Source organism: Rivularia sp. PCC 7116 (genome assembly GCF_000316665.1).
GTDB lineage: Bacteria > Cyanobacteriota > Cyanobacteriia > Cyanobacteriales > Nostocaceae > Rivularia.
Genome location: NC_019678.1, coordinates 3,242,196 through 3,265,591, shown reverse-complemented (window position 1 = coordinate 3,265,591; position 23,396 = coordinate 3,242,196). Strand labels below are relative to the sequence as shown.

General features: G+C 37.9%; 17 protein-coding genes. 7 read left to right on the top strand and 10 right to left on the bottom strand.

From position 1 onward, the window contains the following. The first annotated feature begins 138 nt into the window (after nucleotides 1-138). Nucleotides 139-3,249: an S-layer family protein gene (locus tag RIV7116_RS33820; protein WP_015118710.1), complete on the top strand. Its 3,111-nt coding sequence runs from the start codon at nucleotides 139-141 to the stop codon at nucleotides 3,247-3,249. After that, a complete protein-coding gene (locus tag RIV7116_RS12730) occupies nucleotides 3,230-4,885 on the top strand; it encodes a calcium-binding protein (protein WP_015118709.1) in 1,656 nt (551 codons plus the stop codon). The genes RIV7116_RS33820 and RIV7116_RS12730 overlap by 20 nt, the downstream gene beginning before the upstream one ends. Before the next feature lie 89 nt (nucleotides 4,886-4,974). Here RIV7116_RS12730 and RIV7116_RS12725 read toward each other — a convergent pair whose 3' ends face one another. From RIV7116_RS12725 to mnmH, 6 genes are all read right to left on the bottom strand, one after another. Continuing rightward, nucleotides 4,975-5,409: a hypothetical protein gene (locus tag RIV7116_RS12725; protein WP_015118708.1), complete on the bottom strand. Its 435-nt coding sequence runs from the start codon at nucleotides 5,407-5,409 to the stop codon at nucleotides 4,975-4,977. A gap of 175 nt (nucleotides 5,410-5,584) precedes the next feature. Continuing rightward, nucleotides 5,585-6,304, bottom strand: a complete 720-nt coding sequence (locus RIV7116_RS12720) for a GDSL-type esterase/lipase family protein (RefSeq protein ID WP_015118707.1) — start codon at nucleotides 6,302-6,304, stop codon at nucleotides 5,585-5,587. Nucleotides 6,305-6,915: 611 nt separating this feature from the next. After that, a complete protein-coding gene (locus RIV7116_RS12715; protein WP_015118706.1) occupies nucleotides 6,916-8,907 on the bottom strand; it encodes an FHA domain-containing protein in 1,992 nt (663 codons plus the stop codon). An 83-nt stretch (nucleotides 8,908-8,990) separates the two neighbouring features. After that, the gene (locus tag RIV7116_RS12710; protein ID WP_015118705.1) at nucleotides 8,991-9,575 is read right to left on the bottom strand and encodes an FHA domain-containing protein; all 585 of its coding nucleotides are present in this window, start codon (nucleotides 9,573-9,575) and stop codon (nucleotides 8,991-8,993) included. 260 nt (nucleotides 9,576-9,835) lie between these two features. Further along, nucleotides 9,836-10,501: a deoxyribonuclease V gene (gene nfi / locus RIV7116_RS12705; RefSeq protein WP_015118704.1), complete on the bottom strand. Its 666-nt coding sequence runs from the start codon at nucleotides 10,499-10,501 to the stop codon at nucleotides 9,836-9,838. A gap of 129 nt (nucleotides 10,502-10,630) precedes the next feature. Then, the gene (mnmH, locus tag RIV7116_RS12700; protein WP_015118703.1) at nucleotides 10,631-11,698 is read right to left on the bottom strand and encodes a tRNA 2-selenouridine(34) synthase MnmH; all 1,068 of its coding nucleotides are present in this window, start codon (nucleotides 11,696-11,698) and stop codon (nucleotides 10,631-10,633) included. Nucleotides 11,699-12,108: 410 nt separating this feature from the next. On the opposite strand from mnmH, the gene RIV7116_RS12695 reads away from it, so the two are divergent. The 5 genes from RIV7116_RS12695 (at nucleotide 12,109) to RIV7116_RS12680 (ending at nucleotide 19,218) form a co-directional block, all read left to right on the top strand. After that, entirely contained in the window at nucleotides 12,109-13,203 is a 1,095-nt protein-coding gene (locus RIV7116_RS12695) for a hypothetical protein (RefSeq protein ID WP_015118702.1), read from the top strand. Between the two features lie 551 nt (nucleotides 13,204-13,754). Next, the gene (locus tag RIV7116_RS36435; RefSeq protein WP_198287587.1) at nucleotides 13,755-14,855 is read left to right on the top strand and encodes a GTPase; all 1,101 of its coding nucleotides are present in this window, start codon (nucleotides 13,755-13,757) and stop codon (nucleotides 14,853-14,855) included. A gap of 117 nt (nucleotides 14,856-14,972) precedes the next feature. Beyond that, complete coding sequence (locus RIV7116_RS36430; RefSeq protein ID WP_198287586.1) at nucleotides 14,973-16,199, top strand: hypothetical protein; 1,227 nt, start codon at nucleotides 14,973-14,975, stop codon at nucleotides 16,197-16,199. 121 nt (nucleotides 16,200-16,320) lie between these two features. Continuing rightward, the gene (locus RIV7116_RS12685) at nucleotides 16,321-18,084 is read left to right on the top strand and encodes a GTPase (RefSeq protein WP_015118701.1); all 1,764 of its coding nucleotides are present in this window, start codon (nucleotides 16,321-16,323) and stop codon (nucleotides 18,082-18,084) included. Nucleotides 18,085-18,252: 168 nt separating this feature from the next. Then, nucleotides 18,253-19,218: an aldo/keto reductase gene (locus RIV7116_RS12680; RefSeq protein WP_015118699.1), complete on the top strand. Its 966-nt coding sequence runs from the start codon at nucleotides 18,253-18,255 to the stop codon at nucleotides 19,216-19,218. A 92-nt stretch (nucleotides 19,219-19,310) separates the two neighbouring features. Here RIV7116_RS12680 and lpxB read toward each other — a convergent pair whose 3' ends face one another. The 4 genes from lpxB to lpxC form a co-directional block, all read right to left on the bottom strand. Beyond that, complete coding sequence (lpxB, locus tag RIV7116_RS12675) at nucleotides 19,311-20,474, bottom strand: lipid-A-disaccharide synthase (protein ID WP_015118698.1); 1,164 nt, start codon at nucleotides 20,472-20,474, stop codon at nucleotides 19,311-19,313. Nucleotides 20,475-20,778: 304 nt separating this feature from the next. Beyond that, on the bottom strand, nucleotides 20,779-21,573 hold the full coding sequence (lpxA, locus tag RIV7116_RS12670; protein ID WP_015118697.1) for an acyl-ACP--UDP-N-acetylglucosamine O-acyltransferase: 795 nt from the start codon (nucleotides 21,571-21,573) through the stop codon (nucleotides 20,779-20,781). Nucleotides 21,574-21,790: 217 nt separating this feature from the next. Beyond that, nucleotides 21,791-22,321: a 3-hydroxyacyl-ACP dehydratase FabZ gene (gene fabZ / locus RIV7116_RS12665; RefSeq protein ID WP_015118696.1), complete on the bottom strand. Its 531-nt coding sequence runs from the start codon at nucleotides 22,319-22,321 to the stop codon at nucleotides 21,791-21,793. 94 nt (nucleotides 22,322-22,415) lie between these two features. Then, entirely contained in the window at nucleotides 22,416-23,285 is an 870-nt protein-coding gene (lpxC, locus tag RIV7116_RS12660) for a UDP-3-O-acyl-N-acetylglucosamine deacetylase (RefSeq protein WP_015118695.1), read from the bottom strand. Between the last annotated feature and the right edge of the window lie 111 nt (nucleotides 23,286-23,396).

Here is a 23,396-nt window from a genome sequence, read left to right as displayed (position 1 = left end):
GAGTATTTCTCGATGAAATTAATCGGACAAACAAGTTATTTTTTTAACAGATATAACCCTTATTCAAATCTAGCTTTATCTGAAAAGTATTGCTTGAAAAGAAAATTTTTGTTCATCTTAATTAAAAAATAAACTCATATGGCAGCTACAGTTCTCAATCCCGGCGATATCGCAATTGTTGGATATATCACCAATGGTTCTCCTGATTCTTTCTCCTTTGTTCCCTTGGTTGATTTGAGTGCAGGTACTGAAATCTACTTCACTGATAGTGGTTGGAAAGGTAACGAATTTCGAGATACTGAAGGAACAAAAAAATTTACTGTAGATAATGATATTGCCGCAGGTACGGTTATTCGTAGCACGGAACAATCAAGTGATTTTACTTGGGAAAACGTTTCACGAAGCTTGAATTTAAGCGGATCGGGAGATCAAATTGCAGCAGTACAATCTAATAATTTAGACAGTCCACTGTCTTCAGACTTTACTGCAATTTACCAAGTTGATTATACAGGTAGTTTTGAAGATGCCGATACTGCTAGTACTGGCAACATAATTACTGGTTTATCGGAAGCAGAGAATACAGCAGTTCTACTGAATGATACGGCAAAATACGCCTATTTTGACTTTGATGCTATACCTAACGGTACGCGGGAAGATTGGTTAGCAACGATTAATAATCCAGAAAACTGGACTTTTAGTGACGATGGAACGACTTTACCGTCAGGAAGTATTGAAGTAATTTCTGAAGTTTCAGCCAACAATCTAGTTGTTACCAACACCAACGACAGTGGCGAAGGTTCCTTACGTCAAGCAATTGAAAACGCTAACAATCTTGAAGATGTTGATACAATTACTTTCGATGCTAGTTTAAGCGGAGAAACCATTACTTTAACTAGCGGCGAATTACTTGTAACAGATGCCGTTACTATTCAAGGTTTAGGTGCCAATCAAATTACTATCAGTGGTAATAACTCTTCTCGCATCTTCAAAATTGATAATAACGATAGCGGTAATCAAATTGATGTCACTATTGACAGTTTAAGTATTACGGGTGGACAAACTCCAGAGGGAGATGACGCGAATGATGATGGTGCAGGTATTTGGAACCGAGAAAATCTGACACTGAAAAATGTTGTAATTCGCAATAATCAAGCTGCTGATGATGGTGGTGGTATCCGCAACGACGGCGAAATCACTATTATTGATAGTACAGTAGCTGATAACACTTCTATCGGGACGAGTGATACCAGTGGTGGTGGCGGACTTCTTAACACAATTGGTGCGTCAGCAACAGTTATTAATAGTACTTTTAGCAACAATGAAGCTAAAAACGGCGCTGGTATTCGTAATGATGATAATTTAACTTTAATTAATAGTACTCTCAGTGGTAATACTGCATCTGAAAGTGGTGGTGGATTAGCTAATACAATTAATCCTAACGACTTCCGCAATCCTGCATCAGGCGGTAAAGCAACAATAAGCAACAGCACTATCACCAATAATACAGCCGAGGATTCAAGCGGAAATGGTGCTAATTCTCAAGTAGGAGGTGGTATTGCCAACTTTGGTATTGCAACAGTCAGTAACAGCATTATTGCCAAGAATACAAATGATGATGATTTTAAAAATTTAGTTTTTGGTCAGAGCAATAGCAACGGTAACAACCTAATTGGTAACGGCGAGGGTGTAGCTGCTTTTACCAATGGAAATAATGAAGATATTGTGGGTACTGCTGCTGCTCCCATCGATCCATTACTTGATGTTCTCAAAGATAATGGTGGAGCCACTCAAACTCATGCACTTTTAGCTGATAGCCAAGCAATTAATGCAGGTAGCAATACTAAGCTAGTAGGAGATAGTTTTGACTTAGATGGGGATGGTAATACTACCGAACAAATTCCCTTTGAGCAAAGAGCTGAAGGGTTTGAGCGGATTGTTGATAGTGTAGTTGATATTGGTGCCTACGAATATAGTATTGGTAATACTGCCAGCCAAGCACCGGGAATTACTGCAAACCAAAGTTTTCCAATTGACGAAAATAGCAAGAAAGGAACTTTTGTAGGTCGAGTAATTGCCACAGATCCCGATAGCAATACTTTATCAAACTGGCAAATTATAGACGGAAACTTAGATGTTGACGGCGATGGTAAAGATGCATTTGCAATCAACTCGAGAACCGGGAATATTACTGTTAACGATGCTGACGATCTTGATTTTGAAAACAACCCTAGTTTCCAATTACAACTAAGTGTCAGTGACGGAACTAATACCAGTAATCCGGCAACCGTTACTATTAACCTTAATGATGTTGCAGGAAGTGAAATTAATGGGACTTCCGAAAACGATAGACTCAATGGAAGTCCAGAAGACGACGTTATCGATGGTAAAGAAGGAAATGATTTCCTCTACGGATATACTGGAAACGATACTTTATTAGGCGGTAGCGGTAACGATAATCTTTATGGTGGAGAAGGTGACGACTCTATAAATGGGGGAGATGGTACCGATACCCTGCGAGAAACGGCTGATGTTGACTTTAACCTTACTAACACTACACTTACAGGTAACGGTACAGATACTTTTGAAAATATCGAACGAGTCGCTTTAACTGGGGGAGATAGCGCTAATACAATTAATGCTTCCGCTTACAGTGGAAGAGTAACTCTAAGCGCAAAAGCTGGAAACGATACTTTAATTGGTGGTATTGGAAATGATGTCCTTTCTGGTGGAGAAGGGGATGATTCTATCAACGGGGGAGCAGGTACCGATACCCTGCGAGAAACTGCCGATACCAACTTTACCCTTACTAACAATCAACTTGAAAGTGCTGCTACTGGTATAGATACTTTTGAAAATATCGAACGAGTCGCTTTAACTGGGGGAGATAGCGCTAATACAATTGATGCTTCCGCTTACAGTGGAAGTGCTTTCCTCTACGGTAAAGCTGGAAACGATACTTTAATTGGCGGTAGTGGAAACGATGTCCTTTCTGGTGGAGAAGGGGATGATTCTATAAATGGGGGAGCAGGTACCGACACCTTGCGAGAAACTGCCGATACCAACTTTACCCTTACTAATAATCAACTTGAAAGTGCTGCTACTGGTACAGATACTTTTGAAAATATCGAACGAGTCGCTTTAACTGGGGGAGATAGCGCTAATACAATTAATGCTTCCGCTTACAGTGGAAGAGTAACTCTAAGCGCAAAAGCTGGAAACGATACTTTAATTGGGTGGTATTGGAAATGATGTCCTTTCTGGTGGAGAAGGGGATGATTCTATAAATGGGGGAGCAGGTACCGACACCTTGCGAGAAACTGCCGATACCAACTTTACCCTTACTAATAATCAACTTGAAAGTGCTGCTACTGGTACAGATACTTTTGAAAATATCGAACGAGTCGCTTTAACTGGGGGAGATAGCGCTAATACAATTAATGCTTCCGCTTACAGTGGAAGAGTAACTCTAAGCGCAAAAGCTGGAAACGATACTTTAATTGGTGGTATTGGAAATGATGTCCTTTCTGGTGGAGAAGGGGATGATTCTATCAACGGGGGAGCAGGTACCGATACCCTGCGAGAAACTGCCGATACCAACTTTACCCTTACTAATAATCAACTTGAAAGTGCTGCTACTGGTACAGATACTTTTGAAAATATCGAACGAGTCGCTTTAACTGGGGGAGATAGCGCTAATACAATTAATGCTTCCGCTTACAGTGGAAGAGTAACTCTAAGCGCAAAAGCTGGAAACGATACTTTAATTGGTGGTATTGGAAATGATGTCCTTTCTGGTGGAGAAGGGGATGATTCTATCAACGGGGGAGCAGGTACCGATACCCTGCGAGAAACTGCCGATACCAACTTTACCCTTACTAATAATCAACTTGAAAGTGCTGCTACTGGTACAGATACTTTTGAAAATATCGAACGAGTCGCTTTAACTGGGGGAGATAGCGCTAATACAATTGATGCTTCCGCTTACAGTGGAAGTGCTTTCCTCTACGGTAAAGCTGGAAACGATACTTTGATTGGTGGTAGCGGCAACGATAATCTTTATGGTGGAGAAGGTGACGACTCTATAAATGGGGGAGCAGGTACCGATACCCTGCGAGAAACCGGCGATGTTGACTTTAACCTTACTAACACTACACTTACAGGTAACGGTACAGATAGCTTTAGCAATATCGAACGAGTTGCTTTAACTGGGGGAGATAGCGCTAATACAATTGATGCTTCCGCTTACAGTGGAAGTGCTTTCCTCTACGGTAAAGCTGGAAACGATACTTTGATTGGTGGTAGCGGCAACGATAATCTTTATGGTGGAGAAGGCGACGACACTATTTATGGGGGAGAAGGTACCGATACTCTAAGAGAAACTGCCGATACTAACTTTACCTTTATTAACAGTAATCAACTTCAAAGCGAGGCTACTGGTAACGATAGTTTTAAAGATATCGAACGAGTCGCTTTAACTGGTGGAGATAGCAATAATACGATTGATGCTTCTGAATTTAGTGGAAGTGCTTTCCTTTACGGAAAAGCTGGAAACGATACTTTAACAGGTGGTAGCGGTAACGACTTTATTAAAGCTGGGGAAGATGATGATTTAATTAGCGGTGGCGCTGGTAACGATCGCCTTTACGGTGAAGGTGGTAACGATATTTTCGTTCTAAGTTCCGATATGGGTAAGGATACTATCTACGATTTTGAAGATGGTGTTGATAAATTAGATTTATCTGATAATTTAACTTTTGATATGTTGACTATCACCGCAAGTGGAAGCAATACAAATATTCTTCAAGGTAATCAAACTTTAGCGACTTTGATTAATGTTGATAGCGCCTTGATTGATGTGAACGATTTCAATACTTTAAACGGTTAATTCACTTTAACTAATGAAATCCTTATAAATAATGTAGAGATGTGGCTTATTACTACGTCTCTACAAATTTATTTATTAACAAAAAGTCTTTAGAGCCACTGTCCGCCAAAAAAGCGCCAACGGACAAAAAGAATTCGCATTAAGCTTTGAGAAGCAAGAAAAACCGCAAGCCAAACAACGAAATAGTGAAAGAAAACCCAAAATAAAGGTAGTTCTTCTTTTGGAATAGGTGTAGGTAAAAAGCCTAAAAATTTTACTCCACAAACTATAAATATAAATTCCCAAATACCCGCGAATAATTGGTAGACTGCTGGCCAATCTCTATCCCAACGATACTTTTGTATTTGGTCGTATACGACATCCCATCCCAAACCAAAAATCGCTACATAAAAAAGTATCCAGAAATATACATCGCTTGCCGGTGAACCAAGTACACCAATTGCAAATGGCAGGCTAACGAATAAACCTACTGTAAAGAGTAATAATAAACGAGTTTGCCAGCGACCAAATAAGGTTGGAGTCATAGAATTTTAGATTTTGTATTTAAGATTTTAAATTATAAGTTAGGAGCCAAGACCAAGCGTTAATAATTATAAGTCCTATCTACGTTAAAAAACGCCTTACACACATATTGAAAGATTCAATAAGATGGCGGCGCTTCGGTGTCTACATATCTTTAAAAACAGTTTTATAAATTTTCTATGAAGTTAAGCGGTAGTGGTCTTTAGAATTAAAACGGGCAATTGCTTCCCAATTCGTTACGTCTTCTAACAGGCTTTGATAACCTAAGGTATTAGGATGAAGACCATCACTGCTCAAACGTTGGACTCTCCAGGATTCTGGATGTAGCATCCATTTATCAAAAATATCCAGATAAGGTATGCCCTGTTTTCGACAAATAAGTCGAGTTGCTTCTTTGTAGCGGTACTGGTCATCGCGATTATAGTACAAGCAGTTGAGAAAGGGCATTTTCTCCTCATTTACCGGCACCATACCAACAAACAATACGGGACAAAGTTGTTGAGCCTGCTGCACTAAAGAACTAAGCTGCTCTTCAAAATTGCTAAAATTCGTATAATTTTTACCATCAAGACGACCTACACGGGCAGAATCATTTACTCCTACCGATAATATGATGATGTCAGGAACGCGATTTCGCAACTCCCCCCGATGACGAAATTCAACTTCTAGTCTTTTCGCTACTTGTACAGTGCGATCGCCTCGAACACCCAAATTGTAAAGAACATGACCCGCACTTTCGGGTAACATCCAACTTCGTCGCAATCTTTCAACCCAGCCACCTCCGTCTGGGTCGCCAAATCCATAAACTAAACTATCCCCTAACGCGACAATCTTTAGAGGTTGAGGGCTATTGGGTACTACAGATAGCTGCATTGAAGGAGCTACAAATGTTTGCATCTGAAAAGACTATATTTTATATCTTTAAAAGATTCTATACATTTCTACACCATTTCAGAACATTTTATTCCCTACTTCAAGAAGAATTTGCAAATTTTGCCAATTTTTATTAACAAAATAACTTTTTTGTATAAAGATGCTGTAAAGCAATTAGAGATTTATTCTGAGTACTCGTATTTGACTCCAAAGCAAATAAACTATATTAATGTTTTTTCGACTGACTTGAGTTAAGGTAAATACGTACAAAACTAATTTGAATAATAAAAATTTACTAAATTCTTAACTTGAATTTCGGTTAATACGTATATAACTAAGTATATAAGGTAAATAGTAAAAGAAAAAGGCTCGACGGGTCAATCGAGCCTCTAAAAACGTCGTAAGTGGGATGTCAAGTGATTCCGTTGATTATTATTTCCTTAAGGCTGTAAATATTCAAGTCAAATAAGCTACATTCATTTATTTACTAATTTTTTCAGTCAATCAGCAAACTAGATTAAGTATCAAGTACTGGTTATATGGGAGACGTACCAGTGGTACGTCTCTACATTTATGAAAATTTCAAAATCCAATCTAAGTCATAGGTAACTGGTAGCTGGTTACTAGTAAAAGATTCAAGGTGATTGATTTGACACCCATTTCATCCATTGTCTAAAGGAAGAAATAGCGTTTAACTTCTTGACTCCGGGAGTGCGGGCTGTTGCTAATGCGTCTACAGTTCGCAAAGCACAGTACTGCAAGCCGAGAAAGCTATCTACTGCTGCATAAGGTCCGCCTAAAGTAATTGCTCCAGCAGCGTACATTTTACCTTTGCCATTACGCATTTCTACTAATTCAAAATCGTTTGCGACAACTAATCGTGATAAATGATTCAGCGGTAGGCTATAACGTTCGACTAAATCTTCTAGCAATGGAGTTGCCTGAACTTTAGCATCTAGCCCGGTAGCGTCTACAATAAAATCTGCATTGATAGTAATTTGTCCGTTAGAGCTTTTTTCTTTAATACGGGTAAGAGTGCCCCCATTTTGAGAATCGCGTTCTACACTTTGGACTTCACCAAATTCAATTTTGTACCAGCCATCTCGCAAACTTTCTTCTGTAATAAGCTGCCAATCTTGTCGATCTGCTGTAGTGGTACCTCCCCAATCAGAGAGTAAGCTTTTGCGCTGTTCTGGACTGGCATTTTCTAGCATTACTCTTAATTCGCCACCCCAGCAAGCTTTCGGCCAGTTGAATGGCTGGAATTCAAAATGATGCTTTACTATTCGCTGAGTTTTACCAAATTTATTGCCCTTTGGTTTGGGCGATCGCATCAAATGTAAAACTGTAATCTTAGGATTTTTTCTACGTGCTTCATAAATCCGCTGAATAATCCGAGAAGCTACAATACCTCGTCCTCGAATCAAGACCTTCCCACCTTGACGCTCTAACTGTTCGTAAACGTGGTTATGGTCTTCATAAGCATTGACTACAGATTTAAAATCGCGATATTTCTCTCGATAAGCCTGTAAATCTGGAAGAAACTGAATTGCTGGATAACCTGTTGCTAAATGTAAAAAACGAGCTACATAAAAAGCATGATCTCCTCTTCCCCGAGAATAAGCAACGCAATATCTACCATCATCAGTTTTACGAATTGCTCGTATTCTTCCATAGCGATAAATTTGCTCCCAGCCGATACGTTTTGCTTCCCTATCTATGGAATCAAAAACATTACTGGCGCGAGGAGTATAAGTTTCGGCGTAATCTGGTTCGGCAAAGACTTTCCATAAATACTTAAACGAATCATTTAATCTTCCCTTACCAAAATCGCGCCAAGCTTCCCGCAAACCGTAACTCGGCCAACCCCAGATATTGTCGGGACAAGAATCGGAATTAGAACGCAATCTTTCATGCAAAGGTATTTGTGAATTGAGACACAATTGCTTATACCGAGCAAATGGTTCCTTATCCAAACCCAAAGCGATTATTTTTTCGCTATTAACACCATATATTCTTAATAAATCTATCCATATATAGCTTCCCAACCCAGCCCCCAAAGCTAAATAATCGGTTTCATCCACCCGCAAGCCCGTAGCATGGAGAGCTTGTACTGGAACCTTTTCTTCTTGAAAAATTGGCGGTGGAAAGCTTGAACCCAGAGGAGTTGCTGCTGCCTCCGGGGGTAAAGTTGCATCTGGTAAATTCGTCGCGGGATTAAACTGGATTGTGGAATTAGTTGGAGTTGGTGCAGATACAGGTGTAGGGGTAGATGCGGGGGTGGGTGTATTTAAAGTAAAAGAAAGAGTAATTTCATAGGGTCCAATTTTTAAAATATCGCCACTATTAATAACGCTACTCTTCTGGCGATTAGCATTAATATAAATACCATTAACGCTATTTTGGTCAATTACCATCAACTGACCTTGTTCCCAATCAATCAGCGCATGATATCGGGAAACTTCACTGCTATTGAGTAGCATTCGCGAAACACGCTGTCCTTTTAATTCCCCAGGCATTTGAGAAAACTCTCTACCAAAAGCAATAGGCACGCTTAAACTTGGTTCTCGTAGCTCTCCAGTTGCCGGATCTTCCCAACTTAAATGAATTTCTAAATTATTTGACATATATTTTAATTAGTAGTTAGTTGTTAGTAGATAGTTGTTAGTAATTATTCATTTATAACTGTTAACTGTTAACTGTTAACTGTTCACTGATTATTATCCGGTGCAACCAAAACACTCACCGCCGCAGCTAAAGAAGTACCGCACCAAGGGCAACCAACTTGGATATGCTCTATAGAAGAAACTTTATGACAATTTGGACATTGCAAACCATAAGAACCTTTGGGTAAAGGTGCAGTTGATAAAGGCTGTTTTCGTGGAACAGCAGGAGTGACTGGTTGACTATTCTGTCCTGGTTTTGGTGGTTCTAAAATAGTAGCCGGAAAGCTATTAACTTGCGGAATGCTGATATTAATAACTTTTAACTGCATTTGTCCCAAACAAAGAATACTGCCTTCATTCAAAACTGCATCTTCTCCTACTAACTGCTTTCCATCCACTAAAGGAGGATTCTTGTGTCTCAAATTACGAATATGAAAGCATTTTTGTTGAGAATTAAAAAATATTTCTACATGTAAACCCGATATCGTAGGATGACTCAAAACAATATCGCAACGCTGGGGGTCCCTACCAAGGCGGACAGTTCCAGGATTCTTACTAGGCTGCTGTTCGTAAATTATCTGAGTTTTTTGTTCGCCAGCATCGTGCCACTGTAAAGTTAGTGAATTCATTATATTAATAAGCTGTGAGCTTCTCCCTAGCTAAGCAACTTCAACCATTATCTGTGCGATTCCTAACACGAGCCAGCATAAGCAATCAAGTATGCTGTAAAAAACTTAAAATAAACGAATTAGATATTGAGCGAGGGAAAAGGGGTACCCGAAATAGGGTATTAGAAACTTTTAAAAAGCAAGATACTCGCAATACAAATGTTTTATAAATTTTGATTCCCTTTTTTCTCCCTCTCCCCACCTCTTCACCTCAACACCTCTTACCTATTAGAAGCTAATTTATCGGCAATTCTAGTAGTTTCGGGTAAACGATATTTGGGGGTACAACGCAATACGTAATCAATTGCTGTTGGCAAACTAATACGATGACCGCTAGAAACGTATACTGGTTTTACGTTTGAGCGAGTACGTAATACTGCCCCTATTGTTTCATTCTTATGTATTAAAGGCTGCCAGCTTCCTTTTTTTTGAGAAACTTCTTTATAATCACCTATCAACCAAGATTTGGCTACCCCTATCGTAGGTATATCAAGAATTACACCCAGGTGACTAGCAATTCCCATTCGCCGAGGATGGGCAATTCCTTGACCGTCGCATAAGATTATGTCTGGTGTTTTATTTATCTTTTGTAGCGCATCTATAACTGCTGGAATTTCACGGAATGATAGAAAACCAGGAATATAAGGAAAGCTCGTTTCCCGTTTTGCGATACTTTGTTCTTGTAGCTGTAAATCAGGAAAACTCAACACTGCCACCGCAGCACGACTGATTGTTCCATCAGCTTCAAAACCCATATCAACACCAGCAACGTACTTAATTGGTTGCTCAAATTTATCCTCTGTAATAACTTCTTTTCTTAATTCTTCTTGAATTGCTTTAGCTTCCGACGTGGTTAAATTCCAATCATGACGTTGCTTAATATTCATATTTCAATTTGTATTATAGTTGTAACTTTATTAATTTAACTCATCAACAGCTAAATATAAATATAGAGACGTAAAATTTTACGTCTCTACATGGTTGTATTATTATTAGTTGCTCAAAACTACAAAAATTTAGGTTATCCCCACAAAACTGGGCACTAGAGAATCTAAGCAATTATCGATACTGCTAGGGGATAAATCATTTAAACAAACAACCTTTTCAACTTGATTAAAATTTAGCTGCATCGACTTGCGGTAAGTTGGATCGTAATGAGATTGCAAAATATCTTTAACGAATGATGCCCAGTCTTGATTATTTATCATCCGATACCATTGACTGATTTTTTTCCATCCACAATTAGACTTTAATTTTTCTAACTTTGCTTTTAGAATTTCGGGATTATTAATTAAATGCGGATATTCCGCTAACAAATATTCGACTCTGGCATCAAGCGGTAGCTGTATTTCTACACAGCTAGATTGCTTCATTTCCTTCCATAAAGATTTAGGCAAATGAACTTCTCCTATCTTGCTGCTTTCAGATTCCACCCATACAGTTTCATAACGATCAAAACTTTGTAGCGCTTGCAGCAATTTGGAATCGAAATACTTTTGCGTAGGTTGAGGAGAAACTTTACCACGCCATTGCTCACCTAACAAAGAGCCGCGATGATTAGCTAAAGCTTCCAAATCTAAAATTTGAAAACCTCTTCGGCGCATTTTTTCTAATATATGGGTTTTTCCACTACCAGTTAAACCGCATAATATTCTGTAATTTAATTTTCGCGGCAAAGAATCTAATTGTTGACGTACATAACTACGATAAGTTTTGTAACCACCTTCAAGTAAAGTTACTCGCCAACCAATTTGAGATAATACTGTAGCTAAACTAGCAGAACGTTGACCCCCACGCCAGCAGTAAATTAAAGGCTGATAGTTTTTTTCCTTGTTAACGAAATGTTCTTCTAAGTGTTGAGAAATATTTTTTGATACTAATGCTGCCCCTATTTTCCGAGCTTGAAAGGGTGATAACTGTTTATATATCGTTCCAACTTCAGCGCGTTCGGCATCATTTAAAACCGGTAAATTAACTGCACCGGGGATGCAGTCTTCTGCAAACTCGCTACTTGAACGAACGTCGATTATTTCACTATAAGTTTCCTTATGTGGTTCTTTAGTATATCTGAGCGAAGCAGGCATTGCAGTCAAACTCTATTTTTTTTATTATGACATTCCCCAAAAGCCCTGGGACTTTGTATTCAAAGCAATTTTTAATAATTACACTATGACACGAGCATAAAACCAAACTACTTCATATTACATCAAGCAAGTAGCTTGATATTTTTTATTATCTATATTAAATCTCTATAAGTTGATACTTGAGAAGCTGTATGCTTTTATGCAAATATATATGGCTTGAATTGATTCTAAGTAGGATTAGACAATTAAATTCTTATGTCATCTTTTTTTGAGCAAACAGGCTCTTAATGCAATGCCAATAACTATTCTCTTGAATTTGCCTAAATAGAAAACTTTCTATTTGATGTTAAAACGCATTGAAGGCAATAGCGATTTACATAAATTCATAAATATTACAAAGAGTATTCTCAATGAAACGAGTACCATCATTGCCTGCATGGATTCCTTATCCGAATGCTTGGTTAAGTGCTTTAATGCTATCGGTATTAATGGGTACCTTTTTAGGTATTCTTAGACGATATGGTGATTCACTATACAATTTACCTCAATGGTCTAAAGCTCCCGAGCAATCTACCGTAGTTGTCATATTAATATTAATTTTACCCATACCGGCGATCGCGCTTTTCCATCATTTATTCCTGAGTCGCTTTATGTCTCCAATTCCAGGAGAAAAAATAAACGCTACAACCGGTTTTTTCCCAGGATTAGTTAGTTGGTGGGAAAGTTTATATAGTTGGTTAGTAATTGTGCTATCTACACTGATAGCCACTTTGATTTGTACGCCTTTTTTACCTTTATTTAAGCTCAACTACACTAAGATTATTGCAACATACGCAGAAAATCCTAGCAATTTAAGACTAGCATTTGCTGGTATATGGGTTTTATGCGCCGCTATATTTTATCAAATTGCGTACTTATTTAAAGCTCGTCTTGCTTTTAGCGATAGTATAGACGAAATAGATACCGTTAAAAATAAATCAAAAGAACTTGATGCAGAAGAAGATGAAATAGTTTCTACAACAGTAGTAACGGATAGCACCACAACCAAAAAAAGTGCGAATGAATCTACCGAAGTTGTTAAAAAACCAAAGTCATCAAAGACATTTCTAAATATATTTGTTCTTAGCTTGGTTGGTGCATGGCTATATATGTTTTTCACATTACCAGACGTTCAACAGAGTATATCATCGGGAAATTTCGGAGAACAAATTCAAAAAAGGATTAGCACCGAAACCAAAGTAGTTAATAGTCAAATTTCCAAATTATCATCTCAAAGCAACTCCTTCAGCGAAGCATTAACTCTTGCGAATAGTGCTGCACAAACCGAAGAGTTTGCGACTACTAAAGAAGATTGGAATAAAGTTGCGGGTAAGTGGAAAGCAGCAATGATATTAATGCAAACCGTACCACCAGAAAGCCCTAACTTTATAGTAGCAGAACAAAAAATAGGACAATATCAGAAAAGGTTAAATGCAGCAGAAAAACAAGCTGCAAAAGCTGATTAATTTTAGGTACTGAATTTTAGGAATTTATAAATTAAGCGAATACTTAACCCCCTTCCTGAAATAGGGAAGTGGGGAAGATTAAGCCTCTTTCCTTGCGGGAATGAGGTATTTTTTATTATCTACTTAAATACTTAAATATATTTTCGTATATTTCGGAAATTACTAAAAAATGATTGATAACCTTTCCGTAATTTTAACAAAAAATATAAATTATGTTCGTGCTGCTTTAATATCGGGAATCCTAAAAATATAGTGGTTTTCAGTTGGATGAAATACACGAAACTACCCCCTTCCCCTCTCCTTGACAAGGAGAGGGGTGCCGGAGGCGGGGTGAGGTTTGCCGAGTGTATTACGCTCAACCGAAAAGGGCTATATAGGAAAATCATTCATTTTAATATCTTCATAGGTATTGCTGGTGAGACAAAAGAATAATTATAAATTATAAAAATAGCAGATGGGAAGATAAACCTCACATCTAGAAAGTAGGAAAAATTCAAGTTAACTCATTATCTATAGTTTTGTTTCAATTCAACATTCAATAAAGAATACATATGACTCAAGAAAGTTCAAACGCTGACGAAATCATAAATTATTCGTTTTTACTCCTTCCCCACATAGTCTGTGCAGATGGACAAATACATAACAAAGAAGCTCAAGCTCTGCATGAATTAGCACAACAGAGCAGCATGGGAAAACGCACTATAGAAGAAATGGAGAAAATTCTTGCTCAAGACGAAAACTCACTAACAGTAGAGGATGTAGCAAGTAAAATTCCCCCTAGGGAGCAAAATGAAGCAATGCGACAAATGCTTGCTATTGCCAAAATTGGCGGTTCCATTTCACTATTGGAGCGTAAAATAGTTGATTTAGTCGCAGATATTTGGAACAAACAAAAAATTGAGCGGCTTATTGAAGAAGCAGAAAGTTCTAGTACATTTCAAATTGGTGATAAAGAGGAAACAAAACAACTGGAACCCGTTTTCGGTGACGAATATGATGATGCTATTCAATTGTGTGCTAATGTTGCTGCTGAAGATTATCAGTTTGCACTTCCTATTCTTGAAAAAACTGATTTAGCTCTGCAATATTTAGAAAAAGGTATTCAACAACAATTAGAAATAGTCAATTGTAGAAATAAATCAAAAAATAAAGCCGAAACAGCCACTGAAGTAGCAAATCAACTTGAAAATACAAGACAATCTCTTACGGTAGGAATAAAAAAAGAAATTGAAAGCGTAAGGGAGTCACTTGCAGCAAAACAACGCGCTCTCAATCATTTTAGTATTGCTTTCATAGGTAAAACCAAGGCTGGAAAAAGTACTCTCCACGCTATTGTTACAGGTGGTGGCTGGGATGCGATAGGTGTAGGTAAACAGCGTACTACTCGTCTTAATCGAGTTTATGAGTGGAAAAATATTCGGATTATTGATACTCCCGGTATTGGTGCCCCTGGTGGTAAAACTGACGAAGAAATAGCTCAAACTGTTATCGAAGAATCTGATGTTATTTGTTATCTCTTAACAAACGATAGCGTACAAGAAACTGAATTTGAATTTTTAAAAATATTAAAAGAGAAAGCAAAACCGCTAATTATTTTACTCAATGTCAAGAAGAATTTACGCGACACTCGACGTTTAGAGTATTTTTTTTAAAACCCAGATAAACCATTTAATAAAACAGGTAAAAATGATTTATCTGGACATATTGAACGCATTCGGCGTTATGCAAAACAATATTACGGTAATGATTACTTTGATATTATTCCAGTAATGCTGCTTGCCGCTCAACTTTCTCGCGAAGAAGAGCATCAGCAGAATAAAGAAAAGCTGTTTAAAGCTAGCCGAATGCAAGATTTTCTAGATTCAATTCGAGTGTCTTTAGTTGAAAATGGAACTATTAGACGCTCTCAAACTCTACTTGGTTCAACTGTAGGTACAATTGAGAAACCAGATAAATGGGTAACGCAGCAAATACAAATCTATCAACAGTTGATAGAAACTCTTAAAAACAAGCAGAAAACTGTTAAGAAAGATATTGACAAAGCAGCAAATCATAATCGTGATTATTTAGTTTCAGAAATTCAGGCTATTTTTCAAGAAGCTTCCAATGCAATTCCTCAATTTTCACGAGATAATTGGGATTCTGATAAGAATAAATTAAATAAAAATTGGCAGAAAAAAGTTAAATCTCTCAAGTTTGAGGAGCGTCTTAAAAATGTTCCCCAAGCAAGTAGCGAAAAAATTAAGACAGAAATTCAAGAAATACTTGAGGAAGTTGGAAATGAATTACAGTTACTTTTTCAATTAACAGGTGGTAATTTTAAATTTAATCAGCAAGATTCTATTAGTCTTAAAAATTTCTTACGAATTAGTGGAAGTATTATTGGTTTAGCAGGTGCTGTTTTATTTTTCTTTAATCCTATTGGTATTGCTGTTGGAATTGTAGGTGGAGTTATTGGCTTGATTGCTAATTTCTTGAAATCGAAAGAGGAGAAGCAAAGAGAAGCGGCTCAAATAATTGAGGATTCCTTAAGAAGTCAACTTGATGATTACAAATATGAAACTCTTCAACAGGCTGAACAAGAATTTACAAAATATTCTAATAGCGTTGCAAATAGTATCAACAATTACTTTGAGGAGTTAATTACAGGATTAAAAGGAATTACAAAAGAGCTTAATACAGCAAAAACAAAACTCGATAACAATGCTAATTATCTTAATCGCGCTTATGCTAAACGAATCATTGATTGGTGTCTCGGTAAATATGAACCATTAAATGATAGTTCCATTATTAAAACTATTGCTAAAGTAAAACGTGATTTTGGGAAAACTATGAGCATTCAGACCAAATCTGAGATTAATTTAAATAAATCTCCAGAAGAAATTAAGCTAGTTTTGCAAGAGGATGTTTCGATAAATCCTATTGATTTAAAACCCATAAAAGAAACAAATATAGTTAGCATCGATAAAAGATATAAATCTTTGTGGCGTTACTAAATTGTCTATTTATTTAGTTATGTTGCGAAGAAATTATTAATAGTTTCAGGCGTTATTTCATCATCTATTTGTCCAACGACACTTATTTAACTAAATCTTTGACAAACAGGAGTTAACCAAAATGAATCAAAATAAAACTTCCTTTGACGCTGCTGCTGTAGGAGCTAAATTCAAAAAAACTTGCATAAAATTTGATGAATTACTAGCTCAAGCGAATCATCCCGAACTTACAACTATTCGTCAAAAACTGAAAGAACAATTAAAAGAACATAAAGAGAAAGGAATTCTTACAGTTGCTTTTATCGGTCAATATAATGCTGGTAAATCTACCACAATTTCTGCTCTCACCGGAAAACGCGATATTCGTATTGATTCCGATATTGCTACCGATAAAACTGCTAATTATGACTGGAATGGGATTAATATTATCGATACACCGGGACTATTTACAGACAGAAAAGACCACGATGAAATAACTTATGAAGCTATTAATAAAGCTGATTTACTGGTTTTCTGTCTCACCTATATGCTTTTTGATTCAGTGACAGTAGAAAACTTTAAAAAACTAGCTTATGAAAAAGGTTATCGGTGGAAAATGATGCTTGTCATCAATAAAATGTCTGATGAAGCTGGTGAAGAAGCACAAAAAATAGCTAACTATCGTCAAAGTTTAGCCGAAGCAATCAAACCCTATAGTTTAGAAGAGTTTCCCACCTGTTTTATTGATGCTAAAGATTATTGCGAAGGTGTAGACGAAGACGAAGAGTTTCTGATTGAAATTAGCCGCTTTCAAACTTTTATTGCTGCGCTGAATAATTTTGTAGAAAAACGTGCAGCATTGGCAAGATTCGATACACCAGTCCGAATTGCATTGAGTTTGGTTGATGAAGCTCAGTTAAGTTTGACGCGAAATTCTACCGAAGATTCAGCTTTTTTAGAAGTTCTAACACGATTATCTCGAACAGTAAGAAAAGAACGCGATCGCCTACGAACAATAGTTAAGAGTATAGCCTTAGAAATGTCCGCTGCAATTGCCAAAGAAGGCTTTTGTTTAGCTTCTGCTGTTGGCACCGAACAAGATTTTGAAAAACTTAATAAACAAACGGAAATAAATGTTCAGGAACAATATGAAAAAGCAGAAAAAAAACTACAAAATTATGTAAATTCAGCAGTAGAAGATATTCGAGAAGAAGTTGCGGAAGTATTGCAAGGAAATTTAGTTCAAGCTTTTATAGCTTGTTTAGAAAAAGCTGAAAATGTATCTGCTGAAAATGTAGCTTCTAGTTCAAATACACAACGACTTCAAGAACAAGTTGATTGTCTCAAACAAATTGGTGAAACAGCAGGAGTACAGTTAAACACGTTTGCAACTAGTAATTCTGCAAATATTGCTGGAAAAGGTTTTCTTACTTCTATGAATGTAGCCGGAAGTAGTTTACATCAAACTGTTTTAGCTGTAGGAAAATTTGTCGGCTTCAAATTTCAACCTTGGCAAGCTGTTGGTATCGCCAAAGGTATTGGTAATGCAGCTATGTTTTTAGGTCCAGCTTTAGCAATTATATCAATTGGAATAGATTGTCACCAAATGCATAAGGAACAGGATCGAGAAAAGCAAATAGCTGATGTTCGGTGCGAGATTACAAGTAAATTTCAAAAAATAGGTAAAGACTTAGAAAATAAAATTGAATTACAATTATGGGAATTTGAACAACAGGTTTACGGCGAGATTGAAAAACAAATAATCGCTGCACGCCAACAAGAAGCACAAGCTATTGCTAATTCAAATACTTCAGTAAAACAACTTTTAGAAATTCGTCATAACTTTGATGTAATTATTCGTTATATAACTCAAGCAACAGCAGATTCCGCAGCGAGAAAAATGTAGTTTAGTGAAAAATAAAATCCAACATATGTTGGGTAAATATTATTATATAGCCTGCGGAGGCAGGCTTTGTTTTTGTAGCCCCACCCTTCGAGGGTGAGGGCAATTTTTGTATCCATTATCTTCTCCCCTCGCTAAAATAATATAAACCAAGTAATTTCACCCTCAATCATGTCAGACAAAAAAACGCGGCGTGAATTTTTAATTACTAGTGCGGCTGTAGCTGGCGGTATTGTTGGATGCAACTCTTTACAGAAAAATACTGCTAGCAATGCTGCACCACCTGCAAAAATGCCAGAACAAATTCTGGGCAAAACAGGTGTAAAACTTCCTATATTCGGTTTGGGTGGCGCTGGACAAACACCGCTATCTCGGAATGAAGGGGAACGAGAAGCTGTAGAACAGATTGAAAAAGCATTGCAACTTGGTATTCGTTATTTTGATACTGCTGCAAGTTACGGTCCCAGTGAAGATTACATGGGGAAAGTACTGCCACCGCATCGAAAAAAAATCTTTTTAGCCAGTAAAACAGCAGCTAGAGATAGAGACGGTGCTTGGAGAGAATTAGAAAAAAGTTTAAAAAGATTAAATGTAGATTACCTTGATTTGTGGCAATTGCATCACGTTTCCTTCTCAGAAGAACTTGATACGATATTTTCTAATTCCGGAGCAGTCAAAGCTATAGAAGAAGCCAAACAACAAAAGCTGATTAGATTTGCAGGAATTACCGGACATCACGAACCTGATATCATTGCTGACGGGTTGCGTCGTTATCCTTTCGACACTACCTTAATTCCCGTAAACGCTGCTGACAAATATCATCCTCGTCCTTTTCTTCCCGTAGTTTTACCAGTAGCGCGAGAGAAAAATGTCGGCGTAATTGCCATGAAAGTACCAGCTTACGGTCGTTTATTCAAACCTGGTGGATTGTCAGGGATGAATCAAGCTTTAGGATATAGCTTATCTCAACCGGGAGTACATTGCTGCATAGTTGCTGCTGAGAACATCAAACAATTAGAAGAAAACGTTAATGTAGCAAGAAGTTTCCAGAAATTGAACGATAAAGAATTAGCCGCAATCGAAAAGCAAGTCGCTGGAATTTGGGAAGATGGTAACTTTTTCCGGGCTTGGACATGAAGAATAGAGGGGGGAGAGGGGGAAGAAGGGGGAGAAGAGGGAGAAGAAGGAGAATAAATTATTTTTAACTCCTAACTCCTAACTCCTAACTCCTAACTCTTAACTCTCAACTTTAAGATTTCTTCCGCAGTTCTTTGGCAAACTCCAATTTCTCCAACAAACTGCTGCATTTCTAGATAATCAGCTTTCATTTGCTGTTGTCGCTGTTCGTTTAATAAAAATTCCATTGCAGCTTTCACAATGTTCTCGGATGTAGCTGTTTCTTGAATGAATTCTGGTACGATTTCCCGCATTACTAACAAATTTGGTGGGGAGGCGTAGGAAATTTTTATTTTGAGTATATTTTTACCAACCCAATAGGTAAAGGGATTCAAACGATATAAAACCACTTGCGGTACATTCAACAATGCTAATTCCAAGTTAACCGTACCTGATTTAGCGATCGCTAAATCCGCAGCTGCTAATACTTCTTTTTGTTGACTGGATACAACGGTTGCTTTTAGTTGATACTTTTGTATTTGTTTTTCTATTTCTTCTCTATATGTTTCCAAAGATAAAGGAATCCAAAAATGTACATCTGGCATTTTTGTTTGAATTTCCCGTGCTGCTTCAAACATTACGGGTATCAGATGTTTTATTTCTTGGGAACGAGAAGCGGGTAAAAGTGCAATACAAGTTACATCGTCGGCTATTCCTAATTCTGCACGCGCTGCTTCTCTATTAGGAAAGCTTTGCATTCTATCCACTAGAGGATGTCCTACCCAAGTTGCATCAGCACCTTTATTTTGAAAATAACGAGCTTCTTCGGGAAATATAGCTAGTATTTTATCGCTAATTTTTATTAATTGTTCCGTGTCTTTTTCTCCGATGGAAGTCACCCAAACTTGAGGTGCAATATAATAAACCGTAGGTACGTCGGGCATATTACGACGAATATATTTGCCCATCGGCAAATTTCCCCCCATATAGTCAATAAATACGACTAAATCGGGTGGATTCTCTTCTAAAAAAGCAATAGCTTTTCGCTGTATTTTTAAAGTTGGCAATATAAAAGGTACAGCTTCTAAAATCCCAACTGAACCAATAGAAGTAGTATTTGCGATTAAAGTTGCCCCAGCAGCAGCCATCTTATCGCCACCTAAAGCCACAATTTCTAATTCCAATCCTATTGCAGTGGCTTGATTTTTAAGCGCAGTTACTAATAGTGAACCTTGTAAATCGCCTGACACTTCGCCAGTACTAATAAATATTCGCATCTAAAATTTGGGCATAGGGAATTGGTCATTGGGCATTGGGCATTGGACATTAAGCATATATAAAAAGTTATGAATATTGTAGTAGGAGCGTCTCGCTCTCTATGAAAAATATTTCTACTCGCTACCTGTTACTAATACCATCTCTTGATAAAGATGTGCCATATTTAGCCAACGTAGGTTGGCTTTGTATTAGTAGCTCCAGCCTTCCAGGCACAGAGCGATTCAGCGTAACCTCATACAGAATTGGTATCACTATTTATTACTTGTAATTCGTAACTATTTACTATGCCCTATGCCCCATCCCCTATTCTCTACCAGGAATTAAACCACGTCTTCCGGGCATTTGAGAAAGTAGTAAAAAGCGACGTAAATGTTTTAAATGTTCGTTATCGCTTAAGAATTCTAATTTTTCTATAGCTTCTTTGAATGTTATTTCGGAGCGATAGAGAATACGGAAAGCTTTTTTGAGGGTTTGCAACTCTTCAGTGGAAAAACCGGCACGTTTTAGTCCAACCAGATTAAGAGTACGAATGCGTGCGGGATTTCCTTCTACCAACATATATGGTGGCACATCTCTATCAATACGTGCCATACCACCAACCATTGCTCGTCTGCCAATATGTACGAACTGATGAACGCCTAAAACTCCACTTAGTCTTGCAAGTGACTCTATATATACATGACCTGCTAACGCCACTGAGTTAGCGATGACTACAGAATCTTCTAAAACGCAGTTATGACCTATATGAACGTAAGCCATTAGCAAATTTCCGTTGCCAATACGAGTTTCCTCGCCTTCACCAGTAGCACGGTTGATAGTAACGTATTCCCGAATACTGTTATTGTCGCCAATCTTGACCTTGCTAAATTCCCCAGCAAACTTTAAATCTTGAGGTTCGGAACCAATAACCGCACCAGAAAAAATTCGATTTCGCGCTCCGATTTCCACAGGTCCTTGAAGGACAACATGAGAACCAATAATCGTCTGGGGACCGACTTTTACGTCTCCCTCAATCGTAGCGTAAGCACCAACTTCAACAGTTGGATGTAATTGCGCTTTAGGATGAATTACAGCAGTTGGGTGAATTTGTGTCTTCAAGGGTGCATCTCCAGAACAGTTTGCACGGCACGAGTAATTTAGGTATTGGATAGCCGAAAGCATCGATGATTCGCAACGATTATTGTGAGGCAGCGAAATGTCAGAATTTTTACTATACTATAGTGACTATAGTGGCTTTTTTTTTACTTATATTCTAATAACTCATAATTTAGCAAAGGCACAATAACTATGTGCCTTTACTTACCTAAGTTATTTCTCAATTAATAAGAGAAAACATTAGTTCGCCTTTTGCTGCAAGCTGACCGTCTACTTCGGCGCGACCTTGCATCTTACCAAAACGACGGCGCTTGACCCACAACAGTTCCAAGGTCATTACCAGTTGGTCTCCCGGAACTACCTGGCGATGAAAACGCACTTTGTCAATTCCAGCAAATACAAAAAGTCCGCCTTCATACTCGGGCAATTGAGTCATTACGACACCACCGACTTGTGCCATCGCCTCAACAATTAGTACGCCTGGCATAATAGGCTGTCCGGGAAAATGCCCTTGAAAATGAGGTTCGTTAAAAGTAACATTTTTGATACCAACAGCTTGTTTTCCGGGGACATAGTCAGTAATTCTATCAACTAATGCAAAAGGATAACGATGCGGTAGCAGTTTCTGGATTTCTTCTACTGTAAAAATTGTTTTGTTCTCCGATGTACTTGTGTTAGAGTCACCCAACTTATCTTCAGTAGATGCTGGCGCGTTTGCGCCTTTATTGTTAACTTCGGTAACTGTTGACATTTGGCTTTATTAGATTAAGTTTTCCGGTAGGTATTGAAAGTAAGCGACTGTCTTGTAGAATTTCCTCAACGATGCAGCGATTTTAGATTGATTTTTAAATCCGAAAATCTGAGCCTCTCAATTCTAAAATTCTCTTTGCCAGTTGAATATGTAAATTGTGGCTGGCTTTGTAAGCTAAGAAGTGAGCGCAGGGGAAAATTCCCAATAAACTTAAATCTCCTACTAAATCCAAGATTTTATGACGTACAGGTTCATTTGGAAATCGTAGTGGCGGATTAATCCAGCCATCTGGACCACATACAAGGGCATTTTCTAAGCTTCCACCTTTGATTAATCCAGATGTTTTGAGATGTTCTATTTGATGCATTAAACCAAAAGTACGGGCAGGGGCAATCTCTGCAACGAAGCTTTCATAAGAATTTTGCGATTCCATCACAGGTACCCAACTGTGCCATTGATTACCAATCGCAGGTAATTCAAAATCAATCCCGTAGCTAAAACGAGTTTGTGGTGCTGGTATAGCACTAACAAAAGCATCTCCTTCACGTACCCAAATTGGTTCTTCCAATAAATATAAAGCGTTTTCAGGCACGGTTAAGCTTTGCTTTAATGTACCGACTTTAGCTATGCTTTCTGCCCATATTCGTGCCGAGCCATCTAAAAGTGGAACTTCCGGGCCGTCAATTTCAATGCGGGCGTTATCTATGCCCATACCAGCCAAAGAAGCCAATAAATGCTCTACAGTACGAACGCTAGCTTCACCATGCCTTAATTGAGTCGAGAGAACCGTCTGGCTAACTGCTGAGATACTAGCTGGAATAGTCGGTGCTTCTGGTAAATCAACTCGCACAAAATAGCGCCCGCTTCCTGGCTTTGCTGGCACTATACAGACATTAGTAATTACCCCACTATGCAATCCAATTCCTGTTTGGTTTACTGAGGAGGCTATTGTACGCTGTTGCATAAGACACCCTTTTATATGGTTCGGGAATATTGAAATATTGCGTATTAATTATTTATCTCAAAGTATTCTTCTGAAGAACCACAGCTAAGATTTTCAGAAGCAATGCTGTAA

Excerpts from the sequence above, each read along its gene's own strand:
- RIV7116_RS33820 (WP_015118710.1), top strand. The coding sequence starts at position 139 with ATGGCAGCTACAGTTCTCAATCCCGGCGATATCGCAATTGTTGGATAT.
- RIV7116_RS12725 (WP_015118708.1), bottom strand. The coding sequence starts at position 5,409 with ATGACTCCAACCTTATTTGGTCGCTGGCAAACTCGTTTATTATTACTC.
- RIV7116_RS12720 (WP_015118707.1), bottom strand. The coding sequence starts at position 6,304 with ATGCAAACATTTGTAGCTCCTTCAATGCAGCTATCTGTAGTACCCAAT.
- RIV7116_RS12715 (WP_015118706.1), bottom strand. The coding sequence starts at position 8,907 with ATGTCAAATAATTTAGAAATTCATTTAAGTTGGGAAGATCCGGCAACT.
- RIV7116_RS12710 (WP_015118705.1), bottom strand. The coding sequence starts at position 9,575 with ATGAATTCACTAACTTTACAGTGGCACGATGCTGGCGAACAAAAAACT.
- nfi (WP_015118704.1), bottom strand. The coding sequence starts at position 10,501 with ATGAATATTAAGCAACGTCATGATTGGAATTTAACCACGTCGGAAGCT.
- mnmH (WP_015118703.1), bottom strand. The coding sequence starts at position 11,698 with ATGCCTGCTTCGCTCAGATATACTAAAGAACCACATAAGGAAACTTAT.
- RIV7116_RS12695 (WP_015118702.1), top strand. The coding sequence starts at position 12,109 with ATGAAACGAGTACCATCATTGCCTGCATGGATTCCTTATCCGAATGCT.
- RIV7116_RS36435 (WP_198287587.1), top strand. The coding sequence starts at position 13,755 with ATGACTCAAGAAAGTTCAAACGCTGACGAAATCATAAATTATTCGTTT.
- RIV7116_RS36430 (WP_198287586.1), top strand. The coding sequence starts at position 14,973 with ATGCTGCTTGCCGCTCAACTTTCTCGCGAAGAAGAGCATCAGCAGAAT.
- RIV7116_RS12685 (WP_015118701.1), top strand. The coding sequence starts at position 16,321 with ATGAATCAAAATAAAACTTCCTTTGACGCTGCTGCTGTAGGAGCTAAA.
- RIV7116_RS12680 (WP_015118699.1), top strand. The coding sequence starts at position 18,253 with ATGTCAGACAAAAAAACGCGGCGTGAATTTTTAATTACTAGTGCGGCT.
- lpxB (WP_015118698.1), bottom strand. The coding sequence starts at position 20,474 with ATGCGAATATTTATTAGTACTGGCGAAGTGTCAGGCGATTTACAAGGT.
- fabZ (WP_015118696.1), bottom strand. The coding sequence starts at position 22,321 with ATGTCAACAGTTACCGAAGTTAACAATAAAGGCGCAAACGCGCCAGCA.
- lpxC (WP_015118695.1), bottom strand. The coding sequence starts at position 23,285 with ATGCAACAGCGTACAATAGCCTCCTCAGTAAACCAAACAGGAATTGGA.